Source organism: Deltaproteobacteria bacterium (assembly GCA_019308995.1).
Taxonomy (GTDB): domain Bacteria; phylum Desulfobacterota; class Desulfarculia; order Adiutricales; family JAFDHD01; genus JAFDHD01.
On record JAFDHD010000001.1, the window covers coordinates 1 to 18,219 of the forward strand.

At 57.4% G+C, this 18,219-nt stretch carries 20 protein-coding genes; 7 read left to right on the forward strand and 13 right to left on the reverse strand.

Going from position 1 to position 18,219, the window contains the following annotated elements:
• From JRI95_00005 to JRI95_00035, 7 genes are all read left to right on the forward strand, one after another.
• On the forward strand, positions 1 to 759 hold a 759-nt coding region (locus JRI95_00005; GenBank protein ID MBW2059923.1), incomplete at its 5' end, for an efflux RND transporter permease subunit.
• A gap of 246 nt (positions 760 to 1,005) precedes the next feature.
• On the forward strand, positions 1,006 to 1,257 hold the full coding sequence (locus JRI95_00010; GenBank protein ID MBW2059924.1) for a hypothetical protein: 252 nt from the start codon (positions 1,006 to 1,008) through the stop codon (positions 1,255 to 1,257).
• A gap of 425 nt (positions 1,258 to 1,682) precedes the next feature.
• Positions 1,683 to 3,104, forward strand: coding sequence for a CoA-binding protein (locus tag JRI95_00015; GenBank protein MBW2059925.1), 1,422 nt, complete (start codon positions 1,683 to 1,685; stop codon positions 3,102 to 3,104).
• A gap of 282 nt (positions 3,105 to 3,386) precedes the next feature.
• Positions 3,387 to 3,623, forward strand: a complete 237-nt coding sequence (locus JRI95_00020) for a hypothetical protein (GenBank protein ID MBW2059926.1) — start codon at positions 3,387 to 3,389, stop codon at positions 3,621 to 3,623.
• 20 nt (positions 3,624 to 3,643) lie between these two features.
• Entirely contained in the window at positions 3,644 to 3,967 is a 324-nt protein-coding gene (locus JRI95_00025) for a cell division protein ZapA (protein MBW2059927.1), read from the forward strand.
• A 334-nt stretch (positions 3,968 to 4,301) separates the two neighbouring features.
• Positions 4,302 to 5,870: a ribonuclease Y gene (gene rny, locus JRI95_00030; GenBank protein ID MBW2059928.1), complete on the forward strand. Its 1,569-nt coding sequence runs from the start codon at positions 4,302 to 4,304 to the stop codon at positions 5,868 to 5,870.
• A gap of 224 nt (positions 5,871 to 6,094) precedes the next feature.
• Entirely contained in the window at positions 6,095 to 6,982 is an 888-nt protein-coding gene (locus tag JRI95_00035) for an HDOD domain-containing protein (GenBank protein ID MBW2059929.1), read from the forward strand.
• 105 nt (positions 6,983 to 7,087) lie between these two features.
• Here the strand turns inward: JRI95_00035 and JRI95_00040 are convergent, their stop codons facing one another.
• From JRI95_00040 to gspE, 13 genes are all read right to left on the reverse strand, one after another.
• Positions 7,088 to 7,396 (reverse strand): hypothetical protein, encoded by a 309-nt coding sequence (locus JRI95_00040; GenBank protein ID MBW2059930.1) that lies wholly within the window; start codon positions 7,394 to 7,396, stop codon positions 7,088 to 7,090.
• Between the two features lie 88 nt (positions 7,397 to 7,484).
• Positions 7,485 to 8,120 (reverse strand): XTP/dITP diphosphatase, encoded by a 636-nt coding sequence (locus JRI95_00045; GenBank protein ID MBW2059931.1) that lies wholly within the window; start codon positions 8,118 to 8,120, stop codon positions 7,485 to 7,487.
• Positions 8,121 to 8,131: 11 nt separating this feature from the next.
• Positions 8,132 to 9,172, reverse strand: a complete 1,041-nt coding sequence (locus tag JRI95_00050; GenBank protein ID MBW2059932.1) for a GAF domain-containing protein — start codon at positions 9,170 to 9,172, stop codon at positions 8,132 to 8,134.
• A gap of 210 nt (positions 9,173 to 9,382) precedes the next feature.
• On the reverse strand, positions 9,383 to 10,237 hold the full coding sequence (locus JRI95_00055) for a hypothetical protein (protein ID MBW2059933.1): 855 nt from the start codon (positions 10,235 to 10,237) through the stop codon (positions 9,383 to 9,385).
• Positions 10,237 to 10,758: a type II secretion system protein M gene (locus JRI95_00060; protein ID MBW2059934.1), complete on the reverse strand. Its 522-nt coding sequence runs from the start codon at positions 10,756 to 10,758 to the stop codon at positions 10,237 to 10,239. Before JRI95_00060 ends, JRI95_00055 begins: the two co-directional genes overlap by 1 nt.
• A complete protein-coding gene (gene pilM / locus JRI95_00065) occupies positions 10,755 to 12,335 on the reverse strand; it encodes a pilus assembly protein PilM (protein ID MBW2059935.1) in 1,581 nt (526 codons plus the stop codon). Before pilM ends, JRI95_00060 begins: the two co-directional genes overlap by 4 nt.
• Before the next feature lie 9 nt (positions 12,336 to 12,344).
• Entirely contained in the window at positions 12,345 to 13,343 is a 999-nt protein-coding gene (gene gspK, locus JRI95_00070) for a type II secretion system minor pseudopilin GspK (GenBank protein MBW2059936.1), read from the reverse strand.
• Positions 13,340 to 14,002, reverse strand: coding sequence for a prepilin-type N-terminal cleavage/methylation domain-containing protein (locus tag JRI95_00075; GenBank protein ID MBW2059937.1), 663 nt, complete (start codon positions 14,000 to 14,002; stop codon positions 13,340 to 13,342). The genes gspK and JRI95_00075 overlap by 4 nt, the downstream gene beginning before the upstream one ends.
• Positions 13,999 to 14,373, reverse strand: a complete 375-nt coding sequence (locus JRI95_00080) for a prepilin-type N-terminal cleavage/methylation domain-containing protein (GenBank protein MBW2059938.1) — start codon at positions 14,371 to 14,373, stop codon at positions 13,999 to 14,001. The genes JRI95_00075 and JRI95_00080 overlap by 4 nt, the downstream gene beginning before the upstream one ends.
• Entirely contained in the window at positions 14,370 to 14,888 is a 519-nt protein-coding gene (locus tag JRI95_00085) for a prepilin-type N-terminal cleavage/methylation domain-containing protein (GenBank protein ID MBW2059939.1), read from the reverse strand. The genes JRI95_00080 and JRI95_00085 overlap by 4 nt, the downstream gene beginning before the upstream one ends.
• Before the next feature lie 13 nt (positions 14,889 to 14,901).
• A complete protein-coding gene (gspG, locus tag JRI95_00090; GenBank protein MBW2059940.1) occupies positions 14,902 to 15,378 on the reverse strand; it encodes a type II secretion system major pseudopilin GspG in 477 nt (158 codons plus the stop codon).
• Between the two features lie 9 nt (positions 15,379 to 15,387).
• The gene (locus JRI95_00095) at positions 15,388 to 16,617 is read right to left on the reverse strand and encodes a type II secretion system F family protein (protein ID MBW2059941.1); all 1,230 of its coding nucleotides are present in this window, start codon (positions 16,615 to 16,617) and stop codon (positions 15,388 to 15,390) included.
• A 14-nt stretch (positions 16,618 to 16,631) separates the two neighbouring features.
• Positions 16,632 to 18,218 (reverse strand): type II secretion system ATPase GspE, encoded by a 1,587-nt coding sequence (gene gspE, locus JRI95_00100; protein MBW2059942.1) that lies wholly within the window; start codon positions 18,216 to 18,218, stop codon positions 16,632 to 16,634.
• Position 18,219: the final 1 nt, after the last annotated feature.

Consider the following 18,219-nt stretch of genomic DNA (forward strand, 5'->3'; position numbering starts at 1 on the left):
GAAATAAAGACCGTGTCCGGTCCGGTACAGATCAACCACATCGAACGTGAGCGGGCGGTAACCATTCAGGTCATTCCTCCTGAAAACCTGCCGCTCCAGACAGCCATGGAGATAATTGAGGAAAAGGTCGTCCGGCCCATTAAAAAAAGCGGGGAGCTGGGTGAGTTCCACCGCATCAAGCTGGCCGGGACGGCCGACAAACTGACTCAGACCCGGGAGGCCCTGACCTTTAATTTTATCCTGGCCCTCATCATCATCTACCTCCTCATGTCGGCCCTGTTCGGAAGCTTCATCTACCCGCTGGTCATCATGTTTTCCGTGCCTCTGGCCGCTGCTGGCGGGTTTCTCGGCCTGGCCGCGGTCAACGCCTTCATTTCCTTCCAGGCCCTGGACGTGCTGACCATGCTTGGCTTCGTCATCCTGATCGGCATCGTGGTCAATAACGCCATCCTCATCGTCCACCAGGCCCTCAACAACATAAGATATAACGGCCTGGCTTACCGCGAAGCCGTGTCCGAGTCGGTCCGGACGCGTCTCAGGCCCATCTTCATGAGCATGACCACCAGCGTCTTTGGGATGAGTCCGCTGGTCCTCTTCCCCGGGGCCGGGTCAGAGCTTTATCGAGGCCTGGGCAGCGTGGTCATCGGCGGCCTGATCGTCTCGACCGTCTTCACCATCTTCCTGGTGCCTTCTTTCTTCTCCCTGGTCCTAAGCATTCAAGGCAAACTGGGCTGGGGCCCCAAACCGGAAAAGAAATAATCGCTTAAAAAAGGCGCAAGCCCAAATCCCTTTGGGCTGCATGACCCGGAGAGGTCTCTTGTAGTCATGCCTGGAGATGATAAAAATTGTTTTTTAGCCACGATTTTGGTAAGGTGACTAAACTCACGGTTCTCCAATTCATCAAAAACAAGGGCCAAAGGCGGTAATTTGGAACGAAAGCCCTTAAGAACAGCTGTTCCTTAATTCATGATAGAAGGCAAGATACTTTAGGAAGGAGCGTAAATCATGCCAGAAAACGCACATTACAAACTTCCAGCACCGGACGCCTGCTACGTGGACCCCTCAGAAATGCCCGATTTCTTACGTCCTAAAATGCCGACCAACCGGCACGGTGTCAAAAGACAGACCGCTGAAGGGTTTATAATCCGGCAAAGCCATGTCAAGGATGGCAAAGTCGTAATTCCCCCGGGCGGCTTGATCTATATGGAGAACGGAGGCGAATATTTCGGACTCTTAAGGGGTAAACGAAATCATTGATCCGGCCGAAACTCGTGATTTTCTTATAAAAATGCTCGACCTCCATACCAACCGGCTTCAGGGCGGCCTCGGGCGGCATTTGTTGCATAACTGGCCCACGTCCTACTAATGGAATAATGATTGGCAAAATAACCTTCCGATCAATCCCTTTTTAGATGGGATAAAAAGAGAGATGGCTGCGCGTCGCTCGCAATGGCATTTTATTGATATTGTTATAAAATGCCACCCATAGGAGCGCCAGCCACAAAGCAATCCAGGGATTCCAACCAAAACGTATTTTTATCATTCGCTCTGATCTATGTCATGGCAAGCCCCTGACCCTGGCTCTGCACAGCAACACAAATATCCGGCTGCCTTGACTATGGAAAACGGAAAAGGTAGTATTCTTCCCTGTTATGGTTACAGATCAGCAGGAGGCGTCATTGATGTCAGTTCATCCCTTGGAAGAAATTCTCCATCCGCAATCAATTGCCGTGGTTGGAGCTTCGGGGAATCCCCATGTACCCGGTTACCAGTTTACCGCATGTCTGCTTAAATACGGCTTTCAAGGCAAGGTCTACCCGGTAAACCCCAAGCACTCCGAGATCGCCGGCCTCAAGGTCTACCCGGACATCCGGGAGATACCCGGCTCTGTTGACTACGTCATTTCGAGCGTTCCCGCGTCCCAGGTCTTGGGCCTGGTCAAGGACTGCGCCTCGAAGGGAGTCAAGGCGCTTCACCTTTTCACCGCCCGTTTCAGCGAAACCGGCCGTCAGGAGGCAACGGAGCTGGAGCAGCAAATACTCGAGGAGGCCAAAAAAGGCGGGATCCGCATCATCGGGCCGAACTGCATGGGCCTCTATTACCCGCGCCAAGGCATTTCCTTCAGTGACGCCATGCCCAAGGAATCCGGGCCGGTGGGATTGATATCGCAAAGCGGCCAGCTGGCCGAAGAACTTGGCCGGTATTCGGCCCTGAGGGCGGTCTATTTCAGCAAGGCTATCAGTTACGGGAACGCCCTTGATTTCAATGAGTGTGATTTTCTGGACTACTTTGCCCAGGACCCGGAGACAAAATTTATCCTGATGTACGTCGAAGGGATCCGGGATGGCGAAAGATTTATGAACGCCCTGCGCCAGGCCGCCTCGATCAAGCCCGTCGCGGTCCTTAAAGGCGGCCGGGGAATGTCAGGCACAAGAGCCGCTGCCTCACATACCGCCTCCCTGGCCGGCTCCCAGAAGATCTGGCCAACCCTTGTCACTCAGGCCGGAGCCGTTTCAGCCGCAAGCCCGGAGGAATTGATTGACCTGGCAGCGGCCTTTACCTTCCTGCCGCCCATTTCGAGCCTGAGAGTCGGGGTCGCCGGAGGGGGTGGGGGTGCGAGCGTTCTCGCGGCTGACCTCTGTGAAGAGGCAGGCCTGGATGTGATCCCCCTGCCCGCCGAGATCCGGGAGGAACTGAAAAGGAATGGCAGCGCCATCTGGGACTGGATTGGAAATCCCGTGGATATGTCCATCAGGGATCGAGCGGATTTTAATCCAGGCGTTATCATGGAAATGATGGCCAGAAATGATAACTTCGACCTCCTCATCGCCATCATGAGCGATCCCCACCATGAGCGCCAGAAAGGCCTCACCGCTGAATCTTATCTTGAGGGATTCAGGCTGGAAAAACAAAATCACAAGCCTGTCATGGCCGTGGTGCCTGATAAGGCCCTGGGGATTGATGAGTTTGACCACTGGAGCTGGAAGGTGATGTGTGAAGTCAGAACCAGGCTCCTCGAGGCCGGTATACCCTTTTATTCGACCATCGAGCGCGCCGCCACGGCGGCAAGAAAACTGGTGGAGTACTACCAGAGGCGAGGCTAGTCAAGACAGCTTTCCGCACAGGCAGGTGAGGTTTCACTCATTTGCCCTATTTCCCGCTTTTCTTGCTTTTTCAGTATAGGTGGGTATTTTGCAGTAAATAAACGCCCCCGATCAAGCCCGGGTCCCGGCGTCCCTTTACGCCGGTGCTTCCTTAACTCACGCATGACGCTCAGCCGAGCCACTCCCTTCTGCCAGCCGCGCTGTTCAGGATTTTGGTTCTTGACTTTCATTATGAAATATATATGATGCTAGTTAATCCTTGATAAGATGCGATAAAAAGATATGGAATCGGAACAGTTAGATCAATTTGAGTTATTAGTGCAAAAGGTGGACGCCCTGCTGGTTCGATGCCAGGAAGCAGCCAGGGCCAGGGAAGAACTCGAAACCCTTTTATCGAAGAAGGAAGAAGAGATAGAGGCGCTCAAGAAAAAGGCCTTGAGCTACGAACAGGAGAAGGCCCGGGTCCGGGCCAAAGTTGACGAGATATTGTCCCGCATCGCTCAATTCGAGACTGGATAGCTTCCAGGAAGAGACATGGCGTGAAACTGGTTAACGTCCGAATCCTCACTCAAGAATACCGCATCAAGAGCGATGCCTCTGAAGAGATGATTTTTCAGATTGCGGAGTACATAAACCGGCAGATGGAAAATTTCAAGTCGAGCTCATTTATAGGGACTCAGATTGACTTAGCGGTCATGGCCGCTTTCAAGGCGGCCAGCGACTACTTTCAGGCCACGGAGGAGTTAGAGCGCCTCCGGCACAAAGTCGAGTCAAATGCGGCCAGGCTGGTGGCGCGCATTGAAGGCCAATTGGCCGGGGAGTCACCCGGCCGGGAGGATAATGATCCAAGAGTAAAGTCTTGAAGATATATTGATGGTCCAGGTAGTCGAGGGCGATTTCCATCAGGCCCTGGTAATAAAGAAATGGTTCACAGCTTATGACATGGCGGGGTAAGATTTGGCGGCTCTTCATGAGTGACGGTCTTTAGCGTTAACTCAACCGGAACACCCTGTCTGTCTGCCGCAGCTTAATCGCCTGCTTAAAAGGGCCTCTCTCAGCCTGTCCATCACCTCCAGATTTTCATCCGGGCGTAATCTTGGCTTGACCGTTTTCAAAGGAAACGGCAGAGGTGATTTGCGATCAGAGGCAGGGACGTGACCTCCGACACCTCGGTACCGTAACAGGAGCTAGTTTAAAATGCTGTTATTTTCTATCACAATGTTTTTCATAGCCATCGCGGCTCTTCTTGTCGGGGCAGTTTTTGGAATTAAATGGCGCAAGCACACCACCGAGGCTCAGATCGGCTCCATCGAACAGCTTTCCCAGCGGATAATTGAGGAAGCCCAGAGAGAGGCTGCCAACCTCAAGAAGGAAGCCGCCCTCCAGAACAAGGATGCCCTCTATCAGATGAAACAGGAGCTCGAACGCGAGCTCAAGGACCGGCGGGCTGAACAGAACAAGCTGGAAAGACGGTTGATTCAGAAGGAAGAAAACCTGGACCGGAAAGCCGATCTGCTGAGCGAACGTGAAATAGACATCAATAAAAGGGTGAGCAGCCTCTCGCGCCAGGAAAAGACCATCAGCGGTAAAACGAAAGAACTTGACGAAACACTCGCCACGCAGAGGGAAACGCTGGAGCGAATAGCTGGCGTCTCTTCCGATCAGGCGAAAGATATGCTCCTCCGGAGCATGGAGGAAGAGGCGCGGTATGAAGCGGCCAAGATGCTCCGCCGCATTGAAACCGAGACCCGCGAGGTGGCGGACAAGAAGGCCAAAGAGATCTTATCCCTGGCCATCAAGCGGTTCGCCGGGGATCATGTCGCCGAACGCACGATCTCGGTGGTCAATCTGCCCGGCGAGGAAATGAAGGGCCGGATCATCGGTCGTGAAGGCCGAAATATTCGCGCCATCGAAGCCGCCACCGGGGTGGACCTCATTGTGGACGATACACCCGAGGCGGTCATTTTATCCTGCTTTAATCCGATCCGCCGCGAGGTCGCCCGGTTGTCCCTGGAGCGGCTCATCTCTGACGGCCGCATCCATCCGGCGCGCATAGAAGAAATCGTAACCAAAGTAAATGAAGAGATCGAAGTATCCATCCGCGAGGCTGGAGAACAGGCCGCTTTTGACGTCGGCGTGCATGGCATTCACCCCGAATTGATCAAGCTCCTCGGAAGACTTAAATACCGCTCCAGCTATGCTCAGAACGTGCTGCAGCACTCCCTTGAAGTGAGCTTTCTGTGCGGCGTCATGGCTGCGGAACTGGGCCTGAATGTAAAGCAGGCCAAGCGAGCCGGACTGCTGCACGATATCGGGAAGGCCGTGGACCATGAGGTCGAGGGTCCCCATGCCCAGATTGGAGCGGACCTGGCCAAACGTTACGGGGAGGCCGATAACGTTATTCATGCCATCCGGGCACACCACGAGGATATCCTTCCGGAGAGCGTGCTCGCAGTGCTGGTTCAGGCGGCCGACACCCTGTCCGGCGCCCGGCCGGGCGCCCGGCGCGAGATGCTGGAGACCTATGTCAAACGCCTGGAAGACCTGGAAAAAATCGCCTCCTCCTTCAATGGAATTTCCAAGTCCTACGCCATCCAGGCGGGCCGGGAGATACGGATCATCGTGGACAGCGAGCAGGTGAACGATTCGAACTCAGCGCTCCTCTGTAATGATATCTGCCGCAAGATCGAGAAGGAGCTGTCTTATCCCGGCCAGATTCGAGTGACCGTCATCCGTGAAACGCGTTCCGTGGATTATGCTAAATAGGCTGCTTCCTCCTTTGCCAATCCACCGAACCGCGCCCTGAAAATGAAGGGCCAGACCTTCGGCCCGGAAGCCCGATTCTTCCGGGGCCATGGCTGCTGATTCGTATACCTCCCCCCGGGCTGATGTTAATTGACGATTGATGTTTTATATGCTAAATATATACAAATTTGTAGAATGTTTCTGTTTAAATCTGCTTGATGAGCCCACATTTTTGGTCGCAGACGGTGGAACAGGTAACTGAACAACAGGATTCACTGGAAGCCCGGGTTATCAAGACCCTGACCTTGATGGATCAGGACTTGCCGACTATTCCGGTGGTCTTGAGCCAGATCATGCACATGACGGCCTCGGATGACTCCTCGGTCCGGGATTTAATCAATGTTCTGAATCAGGATCAGGCCCTAACGGCGCGCATCCTCAGGGTGGCGAACTCGGCTTATTACGGTCTCAGGGAAAAAGCCACGACCATTGAACGGGCGGTGGTGATCCTGGGTTTTGACATGGTCCGGAGTCTGGCCGTCGGCGCCTCCTTTATTCATTACTTCTCCCCTAAAAATCAGTATGAAAATTTTGACCTCAACGCCTTCTGGGCTCACACGACCGCGGTCGGCGTTTTTGCTGAAGCCATCGCGCAGGACCTGGGGGGGATTGACCCCGGCTATGCCTTTACGGCCGGGATACTTCACGATATCGGCAAGCTGGTTATGCTGATTTACTTCGAGGAGGAGTTCAGCCAGGTGCTCGCCCGGGTGGCCGAACACAGACTGGATTTCTACGAGGCCGAGACGCTCGACTTCGGTTTGAACCACGCCTCAGTGGGAGGGACATTACTGAGACACTGGCATATCCCGGAGGTGCTGGCCTGGGCCATTGAGCACCACCACCAGCCCCTCATGGCCGAAAAAGGCCTGTCCCTGGCGGTATGCGTCAATCTGGCCGACTTTGCAGCCAGATACATCCAGATCGGTTCCAGCGGCAGCCCCTACCTCAAGCCCCCGTCCATAGAATTGCTCAAAAGCACAAACCTGACAGCCAAGGACTTCAAAAAAATACTTAAGCGGCTGACCAAGAAAAAGGACGACGTCTTCAAGCTGATCAGCGCTCTGGACTAGAAAACCGTAAAAAGACGCTCCAATTGAAAATTCCGGGATCGCTTCGCCCGGACATTTTATAACGATATCAAGGGCCCTTCATACCTTCCTGAATATTCGACGTGATTATTGCTGCTCCGGCGCCGGCGCCAGGCTTTCGAGCACCTGGCCGTGACTGTCCAGAATGAAGAGCTGGTAGTTGTATGGCTCGATGGTATTGATCACTTCAGCCGAACGCATGGCATGGATTTCGTATTTTCGCTCGGGCATTTTTTGCAGATACTGCAGGCAGGCCTGCCCGTCTTCCTGGCTGTTGAAAGCCGGAACGAAAAAGACGTCCTTTTCCTGTTCATGCTGGCCGAAAAGCCTTTCCAGCTCCCCGTCTTTTTCAATCACTATCCACAGCCATTCAGGCAGTTCCGTCGTCTCGCTCATGGGTATGCTCCTGATCTGGATCGTTTCCTTTCCCGGTGGCGGCTGGAAAGCGCAGGGGTCTGAAGCATGGTCTGAGTTGCCCGGGACTTCAGCAGGGAGAACCGGCTTCCTTCAGACGTTCGTCCAGCCAGATGAGAACCTTGTCAAACTCGGACTTGAACTCAGCCAGAGCCCGGCCCCGGTGGCTAACCCGACCTTTCTCAGCCGGGCTGAGCTCGGCCAGGGTCTTTTTAAGCGGCGGATAGAAAAAAATGGGATCATAACCAAAGCCATTGAAACCGTGCGGCTCGGTGGTCAATTCCCCGTCAATGCGGCCGGTCCAGGTTAAAGCCGGTCCGGCTGGCACGGCCAGGACCAGGGCGCAGACGAATGAGGCCCGGCGCTTCGTCTGACCCTCCATCTGCTCAAGAATCAAGGCGCATTTTCCCGCGTCCGTTGCCTTTTCACCCGCCCAGCGGGCCGAATGAACCCCGGGCGCCCCGCCCAGCGCCTCGATCATAAGGCCGGAATCATCGGCCAGGGTCGGGCGGCCAAGAATGCAGGCGTAATGGCTGGCCTTGAGAAAGGCATTCCCTTCAAAGGTGTCGGCATCTTCCACCGGAGCTGGCTTGGGGCCGAAATCGTCCAGGTTCATGATCCTGACAGGATAGTCTTGAAGAAGAGCCGAAATCTCCCTTATCTTGTTCTTGTTTTGGGTGGCTAAGACCAGGGTGACCTCTTGCATTATTTGGCCGGTTATTCTTCGTCTGGCAGATCGGTCTCGTGCTCGATCGAGCCCTGACGGCGCTCGGACTCGTTCTTGAGCTGAATAACGAGCTGATCCTTTTCCAGGGCCACCCCGACCTGATCGGCTAGGAGCGCCATATAAGTCTGGTCATCCTCATCAGGCTCGAATTCAAACTGGAAGTAAAACCTCAAGGCGCCCACGATACGGTTGGCTATCCGAACCGGAAACCCGCACATGGCCTCGATATTTTCTTCCGCCGCCTGATCAGGATACTGAATACGATCGTCTTCCGCTACGCGGCAGATGATGACCGGCTGGCCTGTCTCGACCTCCCCCAGACCCCGGTTGATAGAGATGGGACCTTTATTCAGATAGCGCTCGCTCAGGCCAAAGCCGCTGACGTCCATCATGGTGTTGCCTGCATTGTCAAGAAGCCATAAGACGCAGCCCCTGGCATAAGCGCCTCTGGCGGCGCTTTCGACAAGGTTCTGGAGAACCTCATCCAGGGTCTGGGAGGAATGCATGCTGTGAATTGAATGAAGAACCGCGTGAAAGGAGGAGAAATAGAAACTTTTTTTCAGAGCCTGCCCGGCCAGCTTGGCCAGGTTTTCAAAGATCGCCAGCCGATCCAGGTCTGGCTCGTTGGTTTGATCGAAATAAAGCCTTAAGGCGCCAACCAGCATGTTCCCCGCCTGCAGAGGCAGTCCGATGATACTCTTGATTCCCTCCTGGGCGGCCTCCTCTTTATACTGTATCCGTTCGTCCTGGGTGGCGTTGAGGATGACGACCGGCTCCCGCTGCAAGGTTTCTCCCAGACTCTTGTCCGCGGCCAGGGGACCCTTATCCAGATAAGACTGACTCAGCCCGCAGGCGGCAGAACTCTTTAACGCTTTCGTGCCATGATCATACAGCATCAGGCTGGCCCCCTGGGCCTCGAAGAGCTGAGCCGCATTTTCAACAATAGCCTCCGAGGTCCTCATGACGCTGAGCGAACCGTGAATTTCAGTTAACGCCTTGATAAATTTTTTAAAAAATTCCTGATCCAGCATTATACATCAATTCCCTCTCTCAGCCGGATATCGCTCTCCTTTGGGATGATTCAGCCAGACGCCCCACCTTCTCAAATATTTTTGGCCTGGTTAAGACGCAGCGACTCCCCGGTTTCATGGCCTGAATTATATGAAAGAATACCTCTAAAACGATGTAGTTTCAATGAAAATTATCATTATTTCAGAAGGCGGCCGGTTGGCCAACCAGGATTATTTGGAAGACGGGGCACTCAGAGCGGGACCGAGTTTCAGTCGGGGTTGGATTGCCGGCCCGGTCAGGTTGAAGTTAATCCTGGTCCTCAAACGGTTGGCAGGACCGAGGAGCGCCGAACCGGACAGGATCAGGACCGGTTCCTTCAGGTTAATGATTCGTCCGGCCAGCTTGATATTGATCTCCGGGTTTTTCAAAGCCAGGTTTTTGATAGTGACCTGGTCGCGCCCCAGGCTGAAATCCAGGTCTAAAAGATCAAAATCCAGGCTCAGGCTGGGTAAATCAGGCAGGGGCCGCCCGGTAAAACGGCCCGGCCCCAGGCTCATCCTGCCTGAGCCGTGATGCGGAAAGACCTGGCCCTGGCCGCAGGCAACAAGCCGGCCTCGCAGCGTACCGCTCACGACGCCCGACTGGCCTGGACCGCGCAGGCTGAATCCAGGAATTTCTATCTCGCTGAAGCTGAGGCAGAATTGCTGGGAGCCAAAAAGCTGGTATTCAAACCGGCCCTTGACCCGGCCTTCCCATGCCTCTGCCTCGATCAGGCCGCATATGCGGCCGATCAGGAGTCGTGTCGGCTTCAGTCGCAGCCTGACCCGGTTCGATTTGAAAACCCAGAGGGTTTCGCTGGAGTCGGCCAGCCCGATGTTCAGCTCGTTCAGGTTGAGAGAAAACGGGAATCCGGCCCGCGGCGCAGACAGCTCCAGGCGCAGGGGAGCCGAGGCCTCGATGCGGTTTTTCAATAAATCGGCGGCCGCCTCATACGGGAATTCAAAAAAGGCTGCTATGAGCGCCAGAGCCAGGATGTAGCCCGCCACGAGCAGGGCGAGAAGGAATTTCAGCCACCTTGAGGTCATTAGCTGGACCCTGGAGTCGCCACGCGCAGGGTCACGTCGAGTTCGGTCGGGGAGAGGTAACGAGGCCGAATCCGGAGGTTGTTGATAAAGAGCACCTTATCGCTGGTTTCAATGCTATACAAAAAGCGGACCAGCTCTTCCAGTCCGATGCCAGCCAGCCGGACCTCGAACTCGGCCATAGCCGCGCCTTCATCCACGGTCGAGGCCATCGGGGTCATTGATTCGATGTTTCCGCCTAAACCGGCCTGCCGAGCCAGGGTTTCCAGGTAGCTGAAAGGAGCGAAGTCTTTCCCCCGCGTTTCGACCCTGTTCCGCAGCCGGGCCTGCCTGCTGGCCAGAGTCTCATACTCGGCCGCCAGGACGCGCATCTCTGTCAGGTCCTTTTCCAGGCGGCTGGTAATCGCCTTGAGCCGGTCCCGCCGTGCGGCCAGGGGGGCGAGAAGAAAAAAGTAGACTCCCAGGCCCAGGATGATGACAAGTCCGGCGGAGATGACAGCGATTTCCCTCTGATTGAGCCTCATTCGGTTTGCCTTTTCAGGGAAAGTTTAAAGGTTAACTTTCGAGTGACCGGGTCCATCCGGGCCCCGCCCACCGTAACCTCGCTGAAAAAAGGCAGGCGGGTTAGCTCGTTTTTCAGGCGGTCAATATCCTCAAAACTTCCGCCTTCTCCCTGCAGTTCAAGGTTCTGCGGGGTCAGGGAGAGGTCCAGGATGCGGAGGCCTTCTCGGCTCCGGGCGATACGGCTAACTTCCAGGATCAGGCCCAGAACCCGCCTTTGTTCAGAGGCAAGCCCGGTGACACCGGAGCGGGTCTGTTCCACCTTCTGGCGGAGTTGAGCCAGGGGAGAGACCACCCGGGTCGTCTCAGGGGAAACTTCCTTAAAAACCCGGGTAATTTCAGACTTGACCGCATGATAACGCTGGTTTTGATGGCGGTAGTCCAGCAGCAGGGCGCCCGAGGCGAAGAAGCCCGCCAGGACCAGGCCGCCGGCCATGACGGCCAGGGAAGCACGGTAACGGGACAGGGCCTGCTGCGGCGCCAGCTCTCCCTGACGAAGGTTGGGCCGGGACCTGGCAGACAGGCCCAGGATGGCCAGGCCCGCCGCAGAGGCAAGTTCCGGGGTCAGGCCCAGAGGCAAGGCCGCGCCGCCTGCCTCTGAATTTAAAAGCTTAACCTCGAGACCGAGCCGACCGCTCAGGAATTGCCTCAGCCCGGGAGCATTGGCTCCGCCGCCCGCCAGGGCCAGAACAGGCGGCTGATCGCGCCGCTCGGCCAAGGAGGCGGCAAGGGTCCGCTCGATCTCAACCAGGAGCGGCTGCCAGGCCCGCACCAGAATCTCCCTGGGTTCGGAGTCCTTGTTATCCCCCAGATCGGTCTGGCGCTTCGAGGCTTCGGCCTCGGACAAGTCAATATTTTGGGCCTCGGCCAGCTTGCGAGTCAGGTCCAGACCGCCGTAAGGCGTTGTTCGGCAAGCGATGGCCCGACCCTGATCGAATAAAACCATGCCGGTCTGACTGGCTCCCAGGTCCAGCAGGAGCCAGGACCGGGAACGGTCTTCCGCCTGAAGGAAATGCTGCCCGGCCGCAACGAGCCCCAGGCTGTCAGGCAGGACAGCGTTCGGGTTCAGCCCGGCCGCCTGCAAGTTTTCTATGACCGAAGACACCGCTTCGGGTTCGGCGGCAAAGGCCAGGGCCGGCTGCCCTTTGCGCCTCTTGTCCGTCAACGGCAGGTAGTCGAAAAAGAGGCCCTCGACCGGGGCCATGATCAACGGCTCGATGATGTAAGGCAGGGCCTGGCGAACCTTGTCCGCGCGGTCAAAAGGGAGATCAAAGAAATGCAGCCTGGAATCGCGGGCCCTGACGTTTGCCACCAGCCGCGTCCTTTCGCCTCCTGTCAGGCTGGCGACCCGCAGCAGGGCCGCTTCAATCTCGACCTCATGGGGAGGGAGGGCGGCCGTAAACTCAACCGAGGTCGAATCCTTCAGGTCAAAGCCCGCCTCGGTCCTGGCCAGCCTCACGGCCCGCACTGCACCGGCTCCCAGGCTGAGGCCGACCGCCTCGCCCGGACTTAAGATGTTTGAAAAAAGCCTGAAAGCCAAGAAACCTCCTCAGCCGGTTTTGTAATAAATCAAGGCAATGCCTTTGTCGTCCCGCTTCACGATGCCCAAGGCAACCACTCGCGCCTGGCGGAAAAGGCCTTCGACCTGAATGAGAAAATGACTGCTTTTAACCGAGATCAGACCGAAGATGTCGTTAAAAAGCTGCGGGTCCATGCGCAGGCGGTCCCGGAACTCCTCCAGAGACCGAAAGGGCTGCGTATTCCGGTGTTCTACTATCTCCTGGGCCAGGTTTGCCGTCAAGCCTTCATGCAGGCTCATGAGAACCAGGGGGTCTGCGGTGTTGATATTGATCCGGCCTCGATTGTCCGAGTCGTCCGGAAAGGCGGCCACCACTTCGGCCAGGCCGCGCTGCGCCTCGGTCCCGTAAACGATTGCCGGGGTGAAATCTTTGAGGAGCGTCAGCTGTCCCAAGGTCTCCAGGGGGCCGTTGGCGCAGGGATAAGGTCTTTCAAGGGATAAATAGTAAAGGCCTTCAGCGCTGCTGTTGGACCGGGGATCGTCGTCCCGGTCAAGCCAGTCCAGAAGGGGCTCCATCAGCGCGGGGTCCAGTTCGAGCAGCATAAAAAGGCGCTGGACCTGGTTCTGTTTTTCCAGGACGACCAGGCCGTTTTTATCAAGAAGGGCGTTGAGGTTGACGCGGCGGGAAAGGTCCTCGATCTTGCCTTTGAAACTCCCCTCTTCGAGAAGCATGCTCGCCATGGCTGCGAAGCGGTTGAAGTCGGCCCAGGGTTCGGTCAGGTCGTCATATTCCTTTTTATCCAGAGACAGGAGAGCCATGGCCCCCCTGAGGCCGGCCTGGGCCAGAATCTCGGCCTGGGTAAGCGCATAAGTGTTGTCAGCCACGCGGGCTTCGAGGTTGGCCATCCTTATGAATGAAAGGGTCGAGGCGGAGAGCAGCCCGGTGACCAGCAGGGTCAGCAGCAGGGCGACGCCGGTCCTGGCGTTAAAGTATCCAGGCCAGAGGCCATGGAAGCGGGAACGATTCAAAAGAACCCCTCCAAACCGGCCGGGAGTTCGATGATCTTGACCTTGGGCCAGGACAGCGCCAGGGCCACCACGGTGGTGAAGGTCTCTTTTTTGTCCGGCGCCACGCTCAGGGTCAGGTTAATTCTGACGGCGCGAGGCAGGCCGCCGGCGTCCTTGGCCTGCCAGGTGGACAGTTCTTCACCCAACCGGTTGATGTAGCTGATCTCGAAGTGACGCAGGGACCTGGTCAAGAAGATCTCGGTTCCGCCTTCCAGTGCTTCTCCGTCCGGAGTCCGGTCCTGGCGCCGCAGCAGGGTCAGCTCCTCTCCGTCTTCATTTTCAACGGTCCGGTACCCGACTTCGACCAGGTCCAGACCGGGGGCGATGTCCGGCGAGAGGCGGGCCGTGGTGATAAGGTTCAGGCGGTCCTTCTGGCCGTCAAAGATATAGGAAAAACCGGTCTTTAAACGATTGCCAGCCGGAAGCCATGCCCCGGCCAGGTCCCGGACCATGCGGTCCAGGATAATGCGGCCCTGGCCATAGGCGTCTCTCGACTCTGAGGCCGCTTCAACGGATCGCTGGTGGTTGGCGAAGACCCAGTAAATGCTCGTCAGGATAACGGCCAGGATCGCCATGGCCACAAGCAGGTCCAGAAGGGTCAGGCCGGTTCGTCGGCTCATCGCGGCTCCTTGTAAACAATGCCTTCCAGGACCAGGCCCTCATGGGCCGGGCTGCCGGTGTGGTGTATCCGAATCACGATCTTGTAAAGCCCCTGAAGGATAGGCAGGGGAACGACACTCCGCTCCCAGGCCAGATCGTTGAGGGGCTCATCAAAAGTGCCTCTTTCCACGCCCTCGGTCAGATCGGCGCGGGCCTGGGCTTCGGCCATGACCTGCCGGGCCAGAAAGACGGTCCGGGAGGTGAAGCGGACCTGTTCGGTCAGCTTGACGCCCTGGCCCTGAGCCTGAATAACGGTCACCAGCGCCACCGCGATAAAGGCCAGGGCGATCATGATCTCCAGGAGGGTGAACCCTTTGCAGCGCGGTTTCATTCCACTTCCTCCCGCAGGTAGCCCTGATGGATTTCGCTCTGCCCGAGGTAAGGCCGCAGGAAAAGAGTCATCTCCTCTCCGGCGTCATTCTTCACATGGATGGTCCCCGGCTCGTTACCGCCGTTGGGCCAGAAGGCAAAAGCCACCACGCCGTCCCTGAACATGCCTCCGGCCGGATGAATGACGTCTCTGAACTTGAGACCGGATGGCAAATGGATCGAGCGGACCTCCGGACCCGTCTTCTCGCCCGGTTCGGGCCTCTTGACGGCCAGCCAGGACCTGGTGCGATCCAGGTCCAGGCAGAAAAACCAGGGCCGGGCTTCGGTGACGGCCTGGCTGTGGGCTTCCATGGCCTGAGCGGCCAGGAGACGCATCGCGGTCCGCAGCCGCTCCGTTTCTCCCACCCCGCCGAAACGAGGCAAGACCAAAGAGAGAAGCAGGCCGATCAGGACCATCACCACCAGCATCTCGATCAGGGTGAAACCGCCCTTTAAGCCGGTGGGTATCTGCTTCACGAACACGGCTGGATCAGGGGCTCGAGGTTTCTGTCTCCCAGTTGGTGATGTCCGCGTCAGAGCCTGTTCCTCCCTCTTCTCCGTCAGCCCCCAGGGACAGGAGATCAAAGTCCTTGTTACGCACACCTGGCGAGAGATACACGAAATCATGACCCCAGGGATCCCGGGGAACCTGACCCTTGTCCAGGTAGCCTTCCTCCCGCCAGCGCAAGGGAATACGGCCCGTGGCCGGCTTCTCGACCAGGGCCTGCAGGCCCTGCTCCGTGTCGGGGTAGAAGCCGTTATCCAGCTTGAAAAGCTTGAGAGTCGCCTCCAGGCTTTCAATCTGCAGGCGCGCCTTGACCCGCCTGGCCTCCTCGGGCCGACCCATAATCCTGGGCACAATCAGCCCGGCCAGGATGCCCAGAATAACGACCACCACCAGGATTTCAACCAGGGTAAAACCGACCTGACGCCAACAGGCCCGACGTATATACGGAATTGTATTCATCCCTTTCTCCTATCCAATCAGGCCGCTGAGTTCAAAGATGGGCAGCAGGATGGCCAGCACGAAAAAACCGACCACCAGCCCCATGACCACGATTATGACCGGTTCGGCCAGGGAGGTCAAGGCGGACATCACCTGATCCGTCTCCTCCTCATAGGCCTGGGCCAGCCTGGTCAGCATTTCCTCCAGGGCTCCTCCGGCCTCGCCCACGGCGATCATCCGTCTGACCAGGGGCGGGAACAGGCCGCTGGCCGCCAGCCCCTCGGCCAGAGAGCGGCCCTGGGAAATCTTCTGGCGGGCGGTCTCCAGGGCCAAGGCGTAACTTGACCGCCCCAGCCCCTGGGCGGTGACCTGGAGGGCCGCGGTGAGCGCCACTCCCCCGGAGCTCAAGAGAGCCAGGCTTCGCAGGACACGGGCCAGCAGGAGTTTTTGAAACAGCCCGCCGATGAGAGGCACACGAAAAACCAGGGTCTCGATAAAGCGGTAACGATCTTCGTTCCTCAAGAGACGCACCGCCAACACGATCAGCCCGGCCAGGATCAGGAGCAGGGCCCACCAGTACCCCTTGAACAGGGCCGACAACCCCAGCAGCAGGCGGGTGGGCCAAGGCAAAACCGCGCCCAGATCCTCGAACAATCCGGTCATGGTCGGGACAATAAACGAGAGAAGAAAAAAAAGAACCGCCGTTCCGATGACGGTCATGAAGACAGGGTATGTCAGGGCGGAGTATATTTTCGCCCGCCGTGCCTGGCGCGCCTCCAAACCCACGGCCAGCCGGTTAAGCACAGAATCCAGGGCGCCGCTCATCTCCCCGGCTCGCACCAGGTGGATATATTCTTTTGAGAAGAGGTCCGCATGGTTCTCAAGGGCCTCTGCCAGAGACTGGCCGCTGGTGACGTTATCTTTTATTAAAGCCAGCACTTGTTTGAGTTCATGATCTTCGGCCTGTTCCTGGACGGTGTCCAGGGCCTGCACCAGAGGCAGGCCGGCGGCCAGTAAGGTGGCCATCTGACGGGTGATTGGAGCCAGAAGCCTGACCGTATTTCGCCTGAAGGCCAGGATGCGCTTCAGATAATCCAGGGACAGGCCTCGAACCCGCTGCGAGGCGGTCGGGCGGACTTCAATCGGGAACAGGCCCTCGGCCCTGAGTTTCGTTCTGGCCCTTAAAGGACTTTCCGCATCCAGAACGCCGCGTATGGTCCGACCCTTGTCGTTCAGGGCGCGATAGGAGTAAACGGGCATGGAGTCAGGTCCTTTCAGGCCGAGGTGACCCGGAGGACTTCTTCGAGGGAAGTTGTGCCACGACGGACTTTGTCCAGGCCATCGCTAAGCAGGGTTTTCATGCCCGCCTTGAGTGCGACCTTCCGGATGACGTTGGCCTCCGGGCTGTGAACCAGGGTGCCTTGGATGGCGTCGTCCAGAACCAGGAACTCGTAAATTCCGGTGCGGCCGCGGTAACCGGTCTGCAGGCAGTCGGGACAGCCTCGAGCGCGGAAGACCGGGGTTTCGTCCCAGGAGGTCCCGTGCAGGCCTGCCCGGGCCAGTGTTTCAGGCGAGGGCTGGTAGGGTTCCCGGCATTGAAGGCAGAGGATGCGAACCAGGCGCTGGGCCAGAACCCCGGTCACGGTCGAGGAGACGAGGTAGGGTTCGATGCCCATGTCTACCAATCTCGTCACGGCCGAAGAGGCATCGTTGGTGTGCAGGGTCGAAAAGACCTGGTGACCGGTCAGGGCGGACTGAATGGCGATCTCAGCCGTCTCGGCATCCCTGATCTCCCCAATCATGATCACATCAGGGTCGTGGCGCAGCACCGAGCGCAAGCCGCGGGCGAAATCGAGACCGATTTTTGTATTGACCTGAATCTGGCCCACTCCGGGCAGGTTGTATTCGACCGGGTCTTCGATGGTGATGATGTTCAGCTCCTTGGTGTTGAGACGGCTCAAAGCGGCATAGAGCGTCGTCGTCTTACCGCTGCCTGTCGGGCCGGTGGAGAGGATGATACCATGAGGTCTGGTGATGAGCCGGACGAATCGCTCCAGGTTTTCCCGGTCCAGTCCGAGGTCCTCCAGACTCAAATGAGCCGAACCCTTGTCCAGGAGCCTCAGAACCAGCCTTTCTCCTTCTGAGGTCGGAATGACCGAAACACGGACGTCAATATTGCGTTCGGCCACGGTAAAGTTGAAACGGCCGTCCTGAGGCAGGCGCTTTTCAGCGATATCCAGTCCGGCCATGACCTTGATGCGCGATGACAGGAAAGGCAGGTAGTGCCGGGGCGGAGCGAGCCGGTCATAGAGGATGCCGTCAATGCGGGCCCGGACATTGACCACGCCGGGGCCGGGTTCGATATGGACGTCGCTGGCCTGCTCGGACACGGCCTGAAAGAGAATGCGATTGACCAGTTTGATGACCGGCGCGGCGTCATCCGAGTCAATCAGGTCCGGGATATTTTCGAGATCCGCGCCCAGGAAGTCTTCATCCTCGGCCACGATCTCATTGAGGAGGTCATCGGCGGTGTCCATGCTTTCGGAGAAAATCATGTTGAGGGACTTGAGGATCTCCTCCTCCGGCGCCACCACGACCTCAATCCGTTTGCGGAGCGTAAAGGCCAGCTCATCGGTTGGCTCCAGGGCCAGGGGATTTGACACGGCCACCACGACCTTGTCCTCGGCGGCCTGAATCGGCACCAGCCGGTTCTTCCGGGCCCAGGCCACGTCCAGGCTCTTGATCAATTCCTGCGGAAGCTGAACCTGAGGCAGACGATCATGGAAAGGGATACCCAGCCGTCCGCACAGGGCCTTCAACTCCCCCGGCCCCCCGGTGCGGGCATTTTCAGCCAGGTTCATG